17 protein-coding genes are annotated in these 16,104 nt (G+C 68.2%); 9 read left to right on the forward strand and 8 right to left on the reverse strand.

All coding sequences use genetic code 11. The annotated features are described in order from the left end of the window. Positions 1–38: 38 nt before the first annotated feature. Entirely contained in the window at positions 39–902 is an 864-nt protein-coding gene (locus LRX77_RS06300) for a universal stress protein (protein ID WP_231832070.1), read from the forward strand. A gap of 164 nt (positions 903–1,066) precedes the next feature. Here the strand turns inward: LRX77_RS06300 and LRX77_RS06305 are convergent, their stop codons facing one another. After that, positions 1,067–2,029, reverse strand: a complete 963-nt coding sequence (locus tag LRX77_RS06305; RefSeq protein WP_231832071.1) for a cation diffusion facilitator family transporter — start codon at positions 2,027–2,029, stop codon at positions 1,067–1,069. A 63-nt stretch (positions 2,030–2,092) separates the two neighbouring features. Between LRX77_RS06305 and proC the strand changes: the two genes are divergently transcribed. Further along, positions 2,093–3,028 carry a pyrroline-5-carboxylate reductase gene (gene proC / locus LRX77_RS06310; RefSeq protein WP_231832072.1) on the forward strand — a complete coding sequence of 312 codons (936 nt, stop codon included), beginning with the start codon at positions 2,093–2,095 and terminating at the stop codon, positions 3,026–3,028. Between the two features lie 13 nt (positions 3,029–3,041). On the opposite strand, the gene LRX77_RS06315 is transcribed toward proC, so the two are convergent. Further along, positions 3,042–3,710 (reverse strand): potassium channel family protein, encoded by a 669-nt coding sequence (locus tag LRX77_RS06315; protein WP_158030343.1) that lies wholly within the window; start codon positions 3,708–3,710, stop codon positions 3,042–3,044. Then, positions 3,703–5,154 (reverse strand): TrkH family potassium uptake protein, encoded by a 1,452-nt coding sequence (locus tag LRX77_RS06320; protein WP_231832073.1) that lies wholly within the window; start codon positions 5,152–5,154, stop codon positions 3,703–3,705. The genes LRX77_RS06315 and LRX77_RS06320 overlap by 8 nt, the downstream gene beginning before the upstream one ends. Before the next feature lie 162 nt (positions 5,155–5,316). Between LRX77_RS06320 and LRX77_RS06325 the strand changes: the two genes are divergently transcribed. Next, positions 5,317–5,820 carry an ArsR/SmtB family transcription factor gene (locus tag LRX77_RS06325; RefSeq protein WP_231832074.1) on the forward strand — a complete coding sequence of 168 codons (504 nt, stop codon included), beginning with the start codon at positions 5,317–5,319 and terminating at the stop codon, positions 5,818–5,820. An 86-nt stretch (positions 5,821–5,906) separates the two neighbouring features. Then, on the forward strand, positions 5,907–6,005 hold the full coding sequence (locus tag LRX77_RS06330; protein ID WP_003792170.1) for a 30S ribosomal protein bS22: 99 nt from the start codon (positions 5,907–5,909) through the stop codon (positions 6,003–6,005). A gap of 127 nt (positions 6,006–6,132) precedes the next feature. Here the strand turns inward: LRX77_RS06330 and LRX77_RS06335 are convergent, their stop codons facing one another. Continuing rightward, positions 6,133–6,837, reverse strand: coding sequence for an HAD family hydrolase (locus LRX77_RS06335; RefSeq protein WP_231832075.1), 705 nt, complete (start codon positions 6,835–6,837; stop codon positions 6,133–6,135). An 80-nt stretch (positions 6,838–6,917) separates the two neighbouring features. On the opposite strand from LRX77_RS06335, the gene LRX77_RS06340 reads away from it, so the two are divergent. Further along, a complete protein-coding gene (locus tag LRX77_RS06340; RefSeq protein ID WP_231832076.1) occupies positions 6,918–7,187 on the forward strand; it encodes a glutaredoxin family protein in 270 nt (89 codons plus the stop codon). Here LRX77_RS06340 and LRX77_RS06345 read toward each other — a convergent pair. From LRX77_RS06345 to aspS, 4 genes are all read right to left on the reverse strand, one after another. Then, the gene (locus LRX77_RS06345; protein WP_231832077.1) at positions 7,166–8,785 is read right to left on the reverse strand and encodes an MDR family MFS transporter; all 1,620 of its coding nucleotides are present in this window, start codon (positions 8,783–8,785) and stop codon (positions 7,166–7,168) included. The genes LRX77_RS06340 and LRX77_RS06345 overlap by 22 nt on opposite strands. Positions 8,786–8,839: 54 nt before the next feature. After that, complete coding sequence (locus tag LRX77_RS06350; RefSeq protein ID WP_231832078.1) at positions 8,840–9,343, reverse strand: MarR family winged helix-turn-helix transcriptional regulator; 504 nt, start codon at positions 9,341–9,343, stop codon at positions 8,840–8,842. A gap of 97 nt (positions 9,344–9,440) precedes the next feature. Further along, positions 9,441–9,941: a flavin reductase family protein gene (locus LRX77_RS06355; protein ID WP_231832079.1), complete on the reverse strand. Its 501-nt coding sequence runs from the start codon at positions 9,939–9,941 to the stop codon at positions 9,441–9,443. 177 nt (positions 9,942–10,118) lie between these two features. Continuing rightward, positions 10,119–11,942: an aspartate--tRNA ligase gene (aspS, locus tag LRX77_RS06360; RefSeq protein ID WP_231832080.1), complete on the reverse strand. Its 1,824-nt coding sequence runs from the start codon at positions 11,940–11,942 to the stop codon at positions 10,119–10,121. 215 nt (positions 11,943–12,157) lie between these two features. Between aspS and LRX77_RS06365 the strand changes: the two genes are divergently transcribed. The 4 genes from LRX77_RS06365 to resB are packed head-to-tail and all read left to right on the forward strand — an operon-like array spanning position 12,158 to position 16,099. Further along, entirely contained in the window at positions 12,158–12,853 is a 696-nt protein-coding gene (locus LRX77_RS06365) for a histidine phosphatase family protein (RefSeq protein WP_231832081.1), read from the forward strand. Further along, positions 12,850–13,494 carry a TlpA family protein disulfide reductase gene (locus LRX77_RS06370; protein WP_231832082.1) on the forward strand — a complete coding sequence of 215 codons (645 nt, stop codon included), beginning with the start codon at positions 12,850–12,852 and terminating at the stop codon, positions 13,492–13,494. Before LRX77_RS06365 ends, LRX77_RS06370 begins: the two co-directional genes overlap by 4 nt. Next, entirely contained in the window at positions 13,495–14,307 is an 813-nt protein-coding gene (locus tag LRX77_RS06375; protein WP_231832083.1) for a cytochrome c biogenesis CcdA family protein, read from the forward strand. After that, a complete protein-coding gene (gene resB / locus LRX77_RS06380) occupies positions 14,291–16,099 on the forward strand; it encodes a cytochrome c biogenesis protein ResB (protein WP_231832084.1) in 1,809 nt (602 codons plus the stop codon). Before LRX77_RS06375 ends, resB begins: the two co-directional genes overlap by 17 nt. Positions 16,100–16,104: the final 5 nt, after the last annotated feature.

Here is a 16,104-nt window from a genome sequence, read left to right on the forward strand (position 1 = left end):
GCAGTTGGCTCCGTCGAACTTTGAGGAGGCAGGCCAGAATGACTAAGAAGATCGTGATCGGTGTCGACGGCTCAGAACCGGCTCGCGCAGCGCTGCGCTGGGGCGTCGGTTACGCCCAGCGGGCGAAGACCGAGGTCGAGCTGTTCTACGTGATCGACCTCACCCCGTTCTCTGACACCCCGGTGTTCGAGAGCGAGGCGCTTGCTGAAGGGCAGAAGCTGCTCGATCAGGAGGTCGCATACGCGAAGTCCGTCGCACCCGATGTCACCTACACCACCAACCTCGCACCCGGCACGCCGACGGCCGTGTTCGAAGAGGAGTCGAAGGGTGCCGAGCTGATGGTGGTCGGCACGCACAAGGGCAGCAAGCTGCCGAACGTGATCTTCGGCTCGAAGCCGATTCGTCTGGCCGCGTCGGCGCATTCGCCCGTTGCCGTCGTGCCCACCTATGAGCTGGGCGAGCGCCACGGGGTCTACGTCGCTGTCGACGGCAGCCCCACCGCCAACGTCGCTCTCGAGTACGCGGCTCGGGCTGCAGACGCGCTGGGCGAGACCCTGCACATCGTCTCGGCCTGGACGATTCCCGCCATGCCGGCGACCGATGTCGCGTGGAGCGCGCAGATCATCGAAGAGGTGCGCAACGAGTCGCGAGCCGTGCTTCAGGGGGCGAAAGATCTCGTGTCGGGCGTGCTGCCCGATCTCAAGATCGAGACGCAGCTCATCGAGGCCGAGCCTGTGCGCGGCATCGTCGAGGCCGCCAAGCATGCCGCGCTGCTCGTTGTCGGCAATCGTGGGCGCAAGGGTCTGACGCGTCTGTTCCTCGGCTCGGTCAGCCATGGTGTGCTGAACAACATCCCTGCCCCGGTCATCATCGTCCGCGCTGACGAGAACCTCGACAAGTAGTCGGTTCTGCAGCGCCTTCGGGCGCTCTCTGAGAACGGGCCGCCCCACATGCGTGGGGCGGCCCGTTCTGCGTCTGACCCGGAGCGGGCTTCATCTCTCTGCCGCCGCGTCGCATGGGTCCACGCGATCAACCCGGGACAGAATCGCTCGAACGGCTGCTACGCCTATGCCGACGCGCGCAGGATGTCGGGTTCGATGAAGATCGTCGTGGCGATCGGAACCTGTGCGCGAATGCGTCCTTCGATCGCATCGATGGCCCGGGCCAGCTCGCGAGCCGACTCCGTCGGGGGCACCGCCACCTTCATCGCCACGAGCAGCGCGTCGGGTCCGAGGTACAGGGTGCGCAGATGGATGATCTGGTCGACGTCGTCGCCCGCGAGCACGGCGGTGCGAATGCGCTTCAGGTCGGCGTCGGTCGCGCCTTCGCCGATGAGCAGGCTGCGGGTCTCGGCACCGAGCACCAGCGCCACCACGACGAGCAGGGTGCCGATGGCGATCGTTCCGACGCCGTCCCAGACGCCGTCGCCGGTGAGCACTGTGAGCCCGACGCCGAACAGCGCGAGCACCAGGCCGGTCAGCGCGGCGGTGTCCTCCAGAATGACCACGGGCAGCTCCGGAGCCTTCGCTCGTCTCACGAACTCGAAGACGCTTCCGTCGCCACGTGCGGCTTTCGACTCGCGCAGTGCGGTGCGCAGCGAGAGCGATTCCAGCACGATCGACACCACGAGCACCGCTATCGGCAGCCACCAGTTGTCGAGCGGATGCGGATGCATGATCTTCTCGAAGCCCTCATAGACGGCGAAGAGCCCGCCGAGGCTGAACAGCACGATCGACACCACGAATGCGGCGACATAGCGTTCGCGCCCGAAGCCGAAGGGATGCTCGGGCGTGGGCTCGCGGCGCGCCTTGCGCCCGCCGATGAGCAGCAGCAGCTGGTTGCCGGTGTCGGCCAGGGAATGCACGGACTCGGCGAGCATCGAGCTGGACATCGAGATCAGGTAGGCGACGAACTTCGTGACGGCGATGCCGAGGTTGGCCAGGAGCGCCGCGATGATCGCGCCGGTGCCCTCCTGGTGCGGCTCGGGCGTGCGGGCGGATGTGCGGGTCGCTGACGCGTTCGTGCTCATTCGCCCAGAATACTCGCCGTGCCGCGTCAGGCTGTGGGCTCATGCGCTACTACACTGACGACCATGACTGAGCGTGCACCTGAGACCCCGCATCCGACATCTCCCGCGACATCTGACACGAGCCTGCCGTCGGCATCCGCGCCGACCGAGTTTCCGGCCATCGCCTTTCTCGGCGTCGGCTCGATGAACGGAGCGATTCTGCACGGTCTGGTGGCCTCGGGCCTGTCGGTGGCCGGCGGCGCCGGTGACGGCATTCGCGCGACCAACCGCTCGGCGGCGAAGGCCGACGCCCTGGCCAGCGAGTACAGCGGCCTGGTGCACGCGCTCAGCGGTGAACGCGAGGCTGACGCCAACTCGACGGCGGTGCGCGGGGCGGGCATCGTCGTGCTCGGCGTGAAGCCGTACCAGGTGTCAGAGGTGCTGCGAGACATTCGCGGCGAGCTCGCGCCCGGCGCGATCGTCGTGAGCGTTGCCGCGGGGGTGACCATCGCCTCCATTGCCGGTGCGCTGCCGAACGGCACGGCAGTCTTCCGCGCCATGCCGAACACCCCGGCTCGGGTGGGGGCGGGCGTGACGGGACTGGCCGCCGGCCCCGGCGTGACCGACGAGCAGCGAGCGCTGGTGAAGTCGCTCTTCGAGACGGTGGGCGCGGTGCTCGAGCTGCCCGAGTCGCGCATCGACGATCTGTCTGCGGTCTCGGGGTCGGGGCCGGCGTATCTGTTCGCCTTCGTCGAGCAGTTCGAGCAGGCGGCGCAAAACATCGGCTTCACCGCCGATGAGGCCCGGCTGCTGGCCGACCAGACCGTGATCGGCGCCGCGCGACTGCTCGACGAGAGCGGGCAGACCGCCGAGCAGCTGCGCATCGCGGTGACCAGCCCGGGCGGCACCACGCAAGAGGCGCTCGCGGTGATCTCGCGCGGCGGCCAGGTCGAGAACCTCACCGAGGCGCTGCGCGCCGCGATCGATCGGGCACACGAGATGGCGGCCGATAACGCCTGACGACCGCTGAGCCTCAGCGGTCGAGGTTGGCGAAGCGCTCGATGTCGGCGACGCGCCCTGAGACGATCACGAGATCGTGATTGGTGATCACGGTGTTCTCGGTCGCATAGGTGAACTCCTTGCCCGGCGACTTCACCCCCACGACGGTCACGTGATACTTCGACCGCACGATCGAGCGTCCCAGCGGCTTGTCGCGGATGATCTTGGGCGGGTACAGCTTCACGATCGCGAAGTCGTCGTCGAACTGGATGAAGTCGAGGAGTCGACCGCTGACCAGGTGCGCGACGCGATTGCCGGCCTGCGCCTCGGGGTAGACCACATGGTTCGCGCCGATGCGCGCGAGGATCTTGCCGTGCGACTGCGTCGACGCCTTGGCCCAGATCTGCGGCACTTTCAGGTCGACGAGATTCGCAGTGATCAGCACGCTCGCCTCGAGCGTGCCGACGGCGACCACGACGATCTGAAAGTGCCCGATGCCGATCTGCTTGAGCGCTTCGGGGTTGCGGGCGTCGGCCTCGACGGTGTGCGTGACGCGCTCCGACCACTTCTGCACCAGAGACGGGTTCGTGTCGACCGCCAAGACCTCGCGATCGAGCCGGTTGAGCTGACCGGCGGTGGCGGCGCCGAACCGCCCCAGGCCGATCACGGCCACTGGTGCGTCGACGGCGATTCTCTCAACCAACGATCGGCCTCTCTTCCGGGTGCTTGTACAGCTGGCGACGTGACGAAGACGCGATCGCCGCTGCCAACGTCACTGTACCAACCCGGCCGGCCCACATCGTCGCCGAGAGCACGACGATCGCCGGCGTCGGCAGGTCTTGCGTCACGCCGGTGGAGAGCCCGCAGGTCGCGAACGCCGAGATGACGTCGAAGAGCACGTCGGCCAGTGGCCGTTCGGTGAAGGGCAGAATCATGAGCGTCGAGGCCAGGACGATGGCGGTGCCCCACAGCACGATGCTCACGGCGACGCGCAGCACGTCGTTGGGGATGCGGCGGTCGAAGGCCTGGATCTCGCCCTGGCCGCGGGCCTCGGCCAGCGCCGCCAGCAGCAGCACCGCGACGGTGGTCACCTTGATGCCGCCGGCGGTCGAGGCCGAGCCGCCGCCGATGAACATGAAGAGCTGACTCACCAGCAGACTCGAGTCGTTCAACTCGGCCGGGTCGAAGAGTGCGAACCCGCCCGAACGGGTCATGGTGGTGTAGAAGAGCGCTTCGAACGGACGGCTCCAAGCGGCGTTCTCGCCGAACGTCGCGGGGTTGCTCCACTCGGTGAGTGAGAACGCCAGCGTGCCCAGCAGCGCCATGGCCGCCGTGGCGACCAGCGTGAGCCGCACGTGCAGGCTCCAATGCGGGTGCCGGGTGTCGCGCTTCAGCACCGCGCGCAGGTTGCGGATGATGGTGTAGACGACCGGGTATCCCAGCGAGCCGGCGAACACGCCGAACACGAGCATCCCCATCAGCCATGAATTCGACTCATGCACTGCCAGGCCCTCGGCAAACGGCGTATACCCGACGTTGTTGAACGCGCTGACAGACAGGTAGATGCTGTCATAGACGGCCGTGCCGAACGAGGCACCGCCGATCAGCAGGTTCGGCAGGATGCCGAGGAAGAGCACGAACTCGACGATCAGCGAGGTGAAGAGCACGGTGGTGAGCAGCCCGCCGACCTCGCCGAGGCGGATGGCCTGGCCCTCGCTGACCGGGCCGGCGTGCGTGCGCAGCGGGTTGGTGTCGCTCGCCGCGATGAGTCGCTGGCGCAGGCTGAGCCGCCGCGTGACGACCATGCCGAGCATCGAGGCCATCGTGAGCACGCCGATGCCGCCGATCTGCGCGCCGATCAGAATCACCGCGTTGCCGAACGGAGACCAGTGTGTGGCCATGTCGACAACCGACAGCCCGGTGACGCAGACGGTGCTGGTCGCCGTGAAGAGCGCCTCGTGCAGGGGCGTCCAGGTGCCCGTCGCGCTGGCCATCGGCGTGCTGAGCACGATCGTGGCGACGAAGATGATCGAGGTGAACGCCAGGATCGCAAATCTGGAGGGGGAGCGACCCGCGTAGGTCTTGAGGCGGTCGGTCAGCCGACGCAGGCGGGTCTGCCCCGCACCGATGCCGGCTTCAGCGGCCATGTCTGCTCCCGTGGTTCGTGATCGGCCGCACTGAGCCGATGCCACCCAGCCTATCTCTCATGTCGCAGCGCAGACGTCTCGTCTGTGTGGGGCTGCGACCTGATGCCCGGGCCGTGCCCGGGATCGGTGTCGCAAGCGCGGCCGATTGGCTAGCCTAGAGGCATGAGCTCGGTATTCGAAGCCGTCAGCGAGCAGACTCGACGGCGCATCCTCCAGACCTTGCACGATGCAGGGGCAGAGTTGAGCGTCTCCGAGCTGGTCGACCAGCTCGAGGTCAGCCAGCCGACCGTGTCGAAACACCTCAAAGTGCTGCGCGACCACGACCTGGTCGAGGTGCGCGAAGAGGGCCAGCGGCGGCTCTACCGCATCAACGTCGAGGCGCTCGGGCCAGTGCGCGAGTGGGTTGACGAGTTCTTTCCCGAGCCTGAGCCCACGGGCCTGGCAACGGTGACCGTCGGCGCGACCGGCTCAGGCGAGGCGGCATCCCCATGCCCGCACGACGCTGCGCAGTTCAAAGGCGACGACCCGCTGGCCGCACGTCTCGGCACGACCGAGCACCCGATCGAGCGCGGGGTGGCGCAGACGGTGGGGCAGGTCGCCGCTGCGGTCGCATGGCCGTTCATCGCCGGTGCGCGGCGCCTCGGCCGGGCGTTCGGGCGCCGCTGAGGTAGTGCCGGCGTGCTGCTGCTGGTAGAATAACCGGGTTGAGCAAAAGGTCGGCACCCGACCAGAACATTCAGTGAGGTTTCCCTATGGGTTCAGTGATCAAGAAGCGCCGCAAGAGGATGGCTAAGAAGAAGCATCGTAAGCTTCTGCGCAAGACGCGCCATCAGCGTCGCAACAAGAAGTAGGTCGCAGGCTTCGCGATCGGTCGTCGACCGCGCGGAAGCGTGTCGATCAGGGCGTCAGGATTGTCTCCTGGCGCCCTTCTTCGTGCCCTGCCCGTGCGATGGGGCGCGTGCCCGGGCTGCGGGGAGGCTAGGCTTCGGGGCGCTGCCGGCGGGCGAACCGGCGGATGCCCCATCCGCTCTGCACGGCCAGCGTGCGCAGGTGGGCGTCGGGATTCACCGCCACGGGATGCCCGACGAGCTCGAGCAGGGCGCGGTCGTTGATCGAGTCGGTGTAGGCGTATGACGCGGCGAGGTCGTAGCCGTGCGTCTCGGCCAGCTCGCGCACGGCGACCGCCTTCTGCGCGCCGTGACGCACCGGGCCGGCGAAGCGCCCGGTGAGCTCGCCCGTCGGCGTGAGCTCGAGCTGCGAGGCGATGGCGCCGGCGCAGCCGAGCCGCTCGGCGATGTAGTCGGCGATGAGCGACGGGGATGCTGTGGCGACCCAGACGTCGCGTCCGGCCGCCTTGTGGCGTGCGATCAGGGTGGGGATCTGCGGCCAGATGCGCTTGACGATGTACCGGTCGTAGATCGAGGGCATGAGCGCGCGCAGATCGCTGAGACGGTGCCCGGCCGCGATGCCCAACGCGCGATCCTGGATGTCGCTGAGCTTGCCGGTGTTCTCGCCACGATGAGAGAAGCGGAACTGCTGCCAGGCGAACGACCAGATGTCGCGATAGCGGATGACGCCCTGTTTGACGGCACCCTGCCCGAAATGGAAGACAGCGGAGCCGCGCACGATGGTGTTGTCGAGGTCGAAGACGGCGATCTCGGCAGAGGGGGAGGCGGATGACATCACCGCATATCCTACCTGTCCGTGCCGGGATGAGACGTGTCGAAGCCTCGATGACTCGCCGAGATTCCTAGAATCGAGACATGACCATCGACGTGTTGCTGCTCGGCCGACCAGGATGCCATCTCTGCGACGACGCCCGCACGATCGTCTCCGACGTGATCGAGCAGGCACGGGCCGCGGGCGAGCCGGTCGCACTGCGCGAACAGAGCATCGTCGATGACGACGACCTGCGGCGGCGCTTCGGCGAGCTGATTCCAGTCGTCTTCGTCGGCGACCGGCAGGTCGCGCAGTGGCGCGTCGACCCGGTGCGACTGCGAAGGCAGATCGATCAGGCGGTCTCAGGCTCCTGAAGGTCCAGGGTCTTGCGCAGCGGCCGGTTCGGAATGAACAGCACTGCGACGACGGTGAGCACCGACAGGCAGGCGGAGATCAGGAAGATGCGGCCGGTGGCATCGCCATAGGCGCCGGTGACGATGTCTCGCGCGAAGTCGGGCAGCTGAGACAGGTCGAGCCCGGACGGCGTGCCCGAGGTCGCACCCGACGCCTGAGCGTCGGGGCCCAGAGCTGCGAAGCCGCTGCTCACCAGGTCGCTGACCCGGTTCGAGAGCACGGTGCCCAAGACGGCGACGCCGGTCGCCCCGGCGAAGGTGCGGATGAAGGCGACCATGCTGCTGGCCGCGCCCACGTCGCGCACGCTCACGGTGTTCTGCACGACGAGCACGAGGTTCTGCATCAGCATGCCCATGCCGAGGCCGAGCACCGCGATGCGGCATCCGGTCTGCCACATCGGCGTCTCGTGCGTGGTGAAGGCGAGCATGGTGAGTGCGGTCGTCACCAAGAGGCTGCCGACGATGAGGAACACCTTCCAGTGACCGGTGCGGCTGATGAGCACGCCGGTGCCGATGCTCGCGGTGATCATGCCGATGACCATCGGCAGCTGCAGCAGGCCTGCAGCGGTCGGGGTCTGCTGCAGCGCGATCTGAAAGTACTCGCCCAAGTACGTCGACGCGCTGAAGAGTGCGACGCCGATCGGAATCGAGGCGATGAGCACCAGCGCTGTGGCACGGTCGCGCAGCAGACCGAGCGGGATGATCGGCTCGGCGACCTTCGACTCGACGAAGAGCGTGGCGATCAGCAGCAGCGCCCCGCCGCCGACCATGGCGAACGAGGTCGGCGACACCCAGTCGAACGAGCCCTTCGGGCCGACGAACGAGATCCAGATGAGCAGCACACTGACACCTGAGGTGAGCAGCAGCGAGCCGGCCCAGTCGATGTGCACGCGGCCGGTGCGCACACTCGGCACTCTCAGCGTGAACTGCAGCAGAATCAGCGAGGCGATCGCGAAGGGCACGCACACGAAGAACGTCCAGCGCCAGCCGAGCGCGCTGTCGACGATGAGCCCGCCGACCAGCGGCCCGCTGGTCTGCGCGACGGCGATGACCGCGCCGATGAGACCCGTGTAGCGCCCGCGGTCTCGCGGAGGGGTGATGGTGGCGATGATGGCCTGAGCGAGGGCCATCAGGCCGCCCATGCCGAGGCCCTGCAGCACGCGGGCGCCGATCAGCCAGGGCATTCCAGGTGCGAACCCGCAGGCGACCGAGCCAAGCGTGAAGATGATGATGGCCAGCTGAACCAGCGTCTTCTTGTTCAGCAGGTCGGCGAGCTTGCCCCAGATCGGGGTGGAGGCGGCGTTGGCGAGCAGGGCTGCGGTGATGACCCAGCCGTACTGCGACTGCGACCCGTGCAGGTCGCCGACGATCTCGGGCAGCGCGTTGGCCACGATGGTGGTGCTGAGCATGGCCGTGAACAGCGCGAGCAGCAGGCCGACGATGACCTTCGCCACCTGCCTGAACGTCAGGTTCTGCGTGGCGCTGTCGGGCACGGCTGCATCGGTGCGGGGTGCGGCGGATGCCGTGGAGCCGCCGGGTGCGTCGGGTGTGAGAGACAAACAGGCCTCGGTTCGGGGTTCGGGGGTCGTGTGGCGTCGTGGTGCAGATGCGGGTCAGTCGTCGTCTCGACGCGGGGTGTCGTCACCGGATGTCGGGGTGGTGGCTCGGGGTGCCGCTGCCTCTGACCCGCCGCGTTCGAGCCGGTCGCTGACACGACTGAGCGCCTGCACCGCCCCGGCGGCCTGTGCTTCGTCCCAGACTCCGATGCGGTCGATGAGGCGCTGCGCTCGGAGCCGTTGCGACTCGTGCAGGCGCGTGCGACCGCGCTCGGTGACGGTCACGATGCGGGCTCGGGCATCGTCGGGGTCGGCGATGCGCTCGACGAGGCCGTGCTCTTCGAGTTCGGCGATGTGTCTGCTCAGTACCGAGGGGGTGAAGCCGATCTGCTCGCCGACCTCTGCGGCTCGGCAGCTGCCATGAGTCATCAGGGCGTCGAGCACGAGGCTGAGGGGCACGTTGAGCGCCCCGGCCTTGGTCGCCTCGTACGACACCGCGCGGGCGTTGCGCATGAAGCGAGCGGTCTCATGCACAAGCGCGATGGCGGTCTGGTTCTGCATGGCTCTCAGTATAGAAAGTTGGTTGCAGAATGCAACTAATTGCCTGTGAGCTGTCGTCCTGAACCATGATCCGGTCGCCGGCGTGGCGGCGCGGTGTTCAGGAGCGCGCGACGGCTGCGGTGTCGGCGAGCGTGAAGTAGCGCCGGTCGCGATACATCAGCGGCCCTGCCTCGGGGCCGTCGTAGACGCCGAGTACCTCGGCGACGATGAGCTGCGACTGTCCGACCGTGAGCGTGTCGAGCGCTCGGCTGCGCAGAGCGACAGGGGCGTCGACCAGCACCGGCTCGCCGGTGGGCAGCGTGCCCCAGTGCTGCTCGGGAGTGAAGCGGGGCTCTCCGCTGCGGGCGAAGGCGTCGGCCACGTCGGCCTGGCCCTCGCCGAGCAGGTGCACGACGAAGGTGTCGGCGCTGAGGATCTGCCCGGCCGACCCGCTCGACTTCGTCACCGAGAAGACGAGGGCCACGGGGTCGACCGAGACCGAGGCGACGCTCGAGACGGTCAGCCCGAAGCGTCCGTCAGCCGATTCGGCGGCGACGATGGCGACGCCAGCCGGATGCTGGCGGAAGGCATTCTTGAAACCCTGGACGAGATCGGTCATGAGCGGCTCCTTCGTAAGACGTCTGCCCGCTGTGACGACCGGCTGCTCTGCCGCGCCCGGGCTCGTGCTGTCTGCTCGGCACAGTACTCGCCGACTCTAGAACACGAAAGGGCCGGAGTGGAACGTCTCGGTCATGAGGCGCAACACTCCGGCCCGTCGGGTCACCGCCGAACTGTGCTACTCGGCGGCAGCCTGCTTCTCGCCGCCCTGCGTCGCCTCGCCCTTCTTCTCGGGCTTCGCGTCGACGCCGGCCTCCTTGCGCTGCTGGGCCGAGATCGGGGCCGGGGCACCGGTCAGTGGGTCCTGGCCGTTGCCCGACTTCGGGAACGCGATGACGTCGCGAATCGAATCGGTGCGCGAGAGCAGCGCGTTGATGCGGTCCCAGCCGAAGGCGATGCCCGCGTGCGGCGGGGCGCCGAAGGAGAAGGCGTTGAGCAGAAAGCCGAACTTCTCCTGTGCGTCTTCGGGCGTGATGCCGAGGAACTCGAAGATGCGCTCCTGCACATCGGTGCGGTGGATGCGCTCGGAGCCTCCGCCGATCTCGTTGCCGTTGCAGACGATGTCGTAGGCGGTCGAGAGCGCGTGTGCGGGATCCTCCTCGAAGCGGTCGATCCACTCGGGGGTCGGCTTCGTGAAGGGGTGGTGCTCGCTCGTCCAGGCGCCGGCGCCCACGGCCACGTCGTCATCGCCCTCTTCGCCGACGCGCTTGAACATCGGGAAGTCGACGATCCAGACGAACGAGAACTCGTCGTCGTTCAGCAGACCGTTGCGACGGGCGATCTCGACGCGCGCAGCGCCGAGCAGCTCCTGCGACGGCTTAATCGATCCGGCGGCGAAGAAGACCGCATCGCCGGGCTTCGCCCCGACGGCGGCGGCGAGGCCCTCGCGCTCCGACTCCGAGATGTTCTTGGCGACGGGGCCGGCCAGGGTGCCGTCTTCTTTGAACGTCACGTAGGCGAGGCCGCGCGCACCGCGCGAACGGGCCCAGTCCTGCCAGGCGTCGAACTGACGACGCGGCAGCGAGGCTCCGCCTTCGTAGACCACAGCGCCCACATAGGGGGCCTGGAAGACCCGGAACGGCGTGTCTGCGAAGAAGTCGGTCAGCTCGGTGATCGGGTTTCCGAAGCGCAGGTCTGGCTTGTCCGAACCATAGAGGCGCATGGCATCGGCATAGGGCAGGCGAGCGATCGGACGGGGAATCTCGACGCCGATCTCGGCCCAGACGGCGGCCAGCACATCTTCGGCCAGGGCGATGACGTCTTCCTGCCCGCCGAAGCTCAGCTCGGCGTCGAGCTGCGTGAACTCGGGCTGGCGGTCGGCGCGAAAGTCTTCGTCGCGGTAGCAGCGGGCGATCTGGTAGTAGCGCTCCAGACCGGCGACCATCAGCAGCTGCTTGTACAGCTGAGGCGACTGCGGCAGGGCGTACCAGCTGCCCGGCGACAGGCGTGCGGGAACCACGAAGTCGCGGGCTCCCTCAGGCGTCGACCGCGTCAGCGTGGGGGTCTCGACCTCGACGAAGCCGTGCGCGTCGAAGACGCCGCGGGCAGCACGGCTGACCGCGGCGCGCAGTCGCAGGGCCTTCGCCGGTGCCGGACGACGCAGGTCGAGGTAACGGTACTTGAGCCGCACGTCGGAGCTGACGCTCTCGGTCTCTTCGGTGCCGGCCAGGGCAGTGGAGACCTGGAAGGGGAGGGCGGCGGAGGGCGCGAGCACCTCGACCTCGGTGGCGACGACCTCGACCTCGCCGGTTGCGAGCTTCTCGTTCGCGTTGCCCTCGGGACGCAGACGCACATCGCCCACGACCTTGATCACGAACTCGCTGCGCAGCGGGTGCGCGACGGCCTCGTCGTAGATGACGACCTGGGCGATGCCGGTCGAGTCGCGCAGATCGATGAATGCGACGCCGCCGTGGTCGCGCCGACGATCGACCCACCCTGCCAGCGTGACGGTCTTTCCTACCAAGTCTTTGCCGAGCGACCCGGCCTCGTGCGTACGCAGCACAGATGTCCTTCCGAAGAATGTGATGTCTCGTCGATTCTACTGTGCCCGGCCGCGCCCAGCTCGGTCTCGCCTGCGGGGATCGCCCCCCTGCCGCCGCAGACTGCGCCTCGTCGGCCCCTTCGCGGGTGATCGCGGCAGACGACGGCGAGTGGTCTCCGCCGTCGGCGCGGCTGACCGACTCGCACGCGCGCGCAGGGTTGCGTAGAATGCCGCATATGTCTCCCAGACGCATCCATCTGGTGCGCCACGGCGAAGTCTTCAACCCTGACGGCGTGCTCTACGGGCGGCTGCCCGGGTTCAGGCTGTCCGACCGCGGCGAGCTGATGGCGAAGACCACGGCCCGGGCGCTCGTCGACGACGGCCGCCCGATCGCCGCGCTCTACGCGTCGCCGCTGCAGCGCGCGCAGGAGTCGGCCGCACCCTTCGTCGACCTCACCGGCCTGCCGCTGCAGACCGACGAGCGGCTCATCGAGGCCGGCAACCAATACGAGGGTACGGCTCGCAAACCGGGTCTGCACCTGCTGCGAGACCCCAAAGAGTGGCGCCGGGTCTACAACCCCTTCCGTCCGAGCTGGGGCGAGCCCTACCGCCACATCGCCAATCGCATGATCGATGCGATGCGCGACGCCTGGCTTGCGCGTCAGCGTCGGGTCGACGACCACCGGGCGCAGGATGCCGGCCTGGACGCCGACCCCGACGCCGACATCGTGATGGTCAGCCATCAGTCGCCCATCTGGATGGCCCATCGCGCGATCGCCGGCGACGCGCTCTTCCACAACCCCGCACACCGCCGCTGCGCGCTCTCGAGCGTGACCAGCTTCGAGTACGACCCAGAGCACGATGAGTTCCACGAGGTCGACTACTGCGATCCGGCGGCGGATGTGCCCAGCATCGACCAGGGAGCCGTATGACCCCGGGCAACCGTCAGACTCAGAACCGTTTCACCGAGCGCGGCATCCGCCGTCTGGCCGCCGCTGCGCTCGCAGCAGGCGTCGCCCTTGCTCTCACGGCGTGCTCGAACGCCGATCCGCTCGCCGAGCAGCAGTACGGCGACTCGTCTGACAAGGGCTACATCTCGGGCACCGGGGCGGTGAAAGAGTTCGCAGTCGACCAGCGCCCGGCGCCCGTCACGTTCTCGGGCACGACCGAAGACGGTCGGCAGGTCACCCAGGACGACCTCTCTGGCAAAGTCTCGGTGGTGAATTTCTGGTACGCGGCCTGCCCACCGTGCCGCGCTGAGGCCGGCGACCTGAAGACGCTGCACAGCGAGTTCGAATCGCAGGGCGTGCAGTTCTTGGGTGTGAACGTTCGCGACGGCGGCGAGACTGCGCAGGCCTTCGAGCGCAACTACGGCATCGACTATCCTTCGGTGCTCGACGCCGAGGCGGCCGGAGGCACCGTCCAGGCCGCCTTCGCCGCGGCCGGCGTGCCGCCGAAGGCCGTTCCGACGACCGTGGTGATCGGTCGCGACGGCCGGGTCACCGCGACGATTCTCGGGCAGCTCGACGCCGGCACGCTGCGGGCGCTGATCAAGACTGCCGTGGCCGAGTAGATGGGCGGCTCTCTCGCCGAGATCGTGCTCTCGGGGTCGCTGTGGGCGGGCGTGCCGATCGCGCTGCTCGCGGGGCTGGTCAGCTTTCTGTCTCCGTGCGTGCTGCCGCTGATCCCGGGATACCTCGCCTATGTGGGGGCGGTGACGCCGGGGCAGCAGGCCTCGGCTCGGCCCTCGATACCCGCCTCGACCCCCTCCGCGACTCAGACCGCGACTCAGTCGCCGACATCATCCAGCCGCTCGCGCACTCTCGTCGGGGCGCTGCTCTTCGTGCTCGGCTTCGCCCTGGTCTTCGTGATCGTGGGCGGGGCCATCGGCACGCTCGGTATGTTTCTGATCTCGTACGAGAAGATCGTGACTCGGGTGCTCGGCGTGCTGGTGATGGCGCTCGGTCTGGTGTTCGTCGGGCGGTTCGGCTTCATGCAGCGCACGATCAAGCCCGGCTGGCAGCCGCGGCTCGGGCTCATCGGCGCGCCCCTGCTCGGCATCGTGTTCGGGCTCGGCTGGACGCCGTGCATGGGCCCGGTGCTCGCGGCGATTCAGACGCTGAGCTTCACCAGCGGCGACTCCTGGGTCGGCGCCGTGCTCAGCTTCGCGTTCGCGCTCGGGCTCGGCGTGCCCTTTCTGCTGATCGCCGCCGGGTGGAGGTGGGCCAACCGTTCGCTGGGCTGGGCCCGTCGACACGTGCGCGCGATCAATCTGGCAGGTGGCGCGCTGCTGATCGTGCTCGGCCTCGCTCTCACCACCGGCCTGTGGACCGCGTGGATCAACACTCTGCAAGGATGGATCGGTGCATATGTCACGCTCATCTGAGAACTCCGCCGCCGACCGCGCTCGGGCCGAGGACGACGCTCGCGCGACCACGCTGACGACCGGTCGACAGACCGAGGCGCTGCCGCAGGATGTGCAGCTCGGCTTCTTCGGCTGGCTGCGGTTTCTCTGGCGGCAGCTGACCAGCATGCGCATCGCCCTGTTGCTCCTGCTGCTGCTGGCGATCGCATCGGTGCCCGGGTCGATCGTGCCGCAGCGCGGCGCCGACCCCAACGGCGTCACCAAGTACTTCAACGAGCACCCCGACCTCGCACCGGTGCTCGACAAGCTGAGCCTCTTCGACGTGTACGCGTCGCCGTGGTACTCGGCGATCTACCTGCTGCTGTTCATCTCGCTGATCGGCTGCATCGTGCCGCGCATCAGGCTGCACGCCAAGGCGCTCTTCTCGAAACCGCCGAAGACACCGGTGCGGCTGAACCGCCTGGCCGGCTACCAGCGCGTCGAGCTGCCGTCGACGGCGGATGCCGTGGTCGCGACGCCGGAACAGGTGATCGCCACAGCCGACCGGCTGCTGGCCGGGCGCCACTACCGTCGTGCCCGCTACGACCGGCCCGAGACGAAGCGCCGGCCCGCTGCGGTCAGCGTGAGCGCGGAGCGCGGTTATCTGCGCGAGACCGGCAACCTGCTCTTTCACATCGCCCTGATCGGCGTGCTGATCGCCGTCGGCGTCGGCGGTGGCATCTCGTATCACGGCCAGCGTGTGATCGTGCAGGGGGGCACCTTTCCGAACACGCTGAGCAGCTACGACTCGTTCAGCCCGGGCCGCTGGTTCTCGTCAGAGCAGCTGAAGCCGTTCGCCATCACACTCGACTCGTTCGAGACCACGTACGCCGAGACGCTGGCCGACATCAAGAGCGGCGCCTACGGGCAGCCGCTCGACTACACCGCAGACGTGACGGTGCACCACTCCGACGGCAGCGAGGAGCCCGGGCAGATCAAGGTGAACCAGCCGCTGAACGTCGACGGCACCGACGTCTTTCTGCTCGGCAACGGCTATGCGCCCAAGATCACCGTGCGCGACCCGCAGGGGCAGGTCGTGTTCTCCGACCCGGTTCCGTTCCTGCCGCAGGATGCCAACCTCACGTCGATGGGCGTGGTGAAGGTCACCGACGTGGCCCCGCAGCAGATCGGCATGCTCGGCTACTTCTATCCGACCGAGGCGTCGGCGCACGAAGGCATGTCGACATCGGTCTACCCCGCGCTGGACAACCCGGTGCTCAGCCTCAACGTCTACGTGGGCGACCTCGGCGTCGATCAGGGGCAGCCCAAGTCGGTGTACACCCTCGACCCCGACGGTCTCGAACAGATCGCCGGCGGGCCGAACTCCGGCGACGGCGGCAGCGTGGCCAAGTCGCTGCGGCTGACGCCCGGGCAGACCGTCGACCTGCCGGGCGGCCGCGGCACGGTCACCTTCGACGAGGTGCGGCCGTACGTCAGCCTCGAGATGCGCCGCGATGCGAGCCAGATCTGGGTGCTGGGCTTCGCGCTGCTCGCCGCTGCAGGACTCATCGCCTCGCTCTTCGTGCCGCGTCGCCGCATCTGGGTGCGCGCGTGGAGCGAACCCGTGCCCGCGGCCGGGCCGAACCCGGCAGGCGAAGGCGATGAGGCATCCGCCGAGGGTGTGCGCACGGTCTTCGAGATCGGTGGTCTCGCCCGCGGCGACGACCACCTGCTCGACGACGCCGTGCGCAGCATCGCCGACCGCCTCGCACACGAGCACGACGACACGAACGACGCCCAGCGCGACGCTGGCGACGAGCCGAAGAAGGGCTAGGGTAG

It is taken from the genome of Pseudoclavibacter sp. 13-3 (genome assembly GCF_021168475.1).
Taxonomy (GTDB): domain Bacteria; phylum Actinomycetota; class Actinomycetes; order Actinomycetales; family Microbacteriaceae; genus Pseudoclavibacter_A.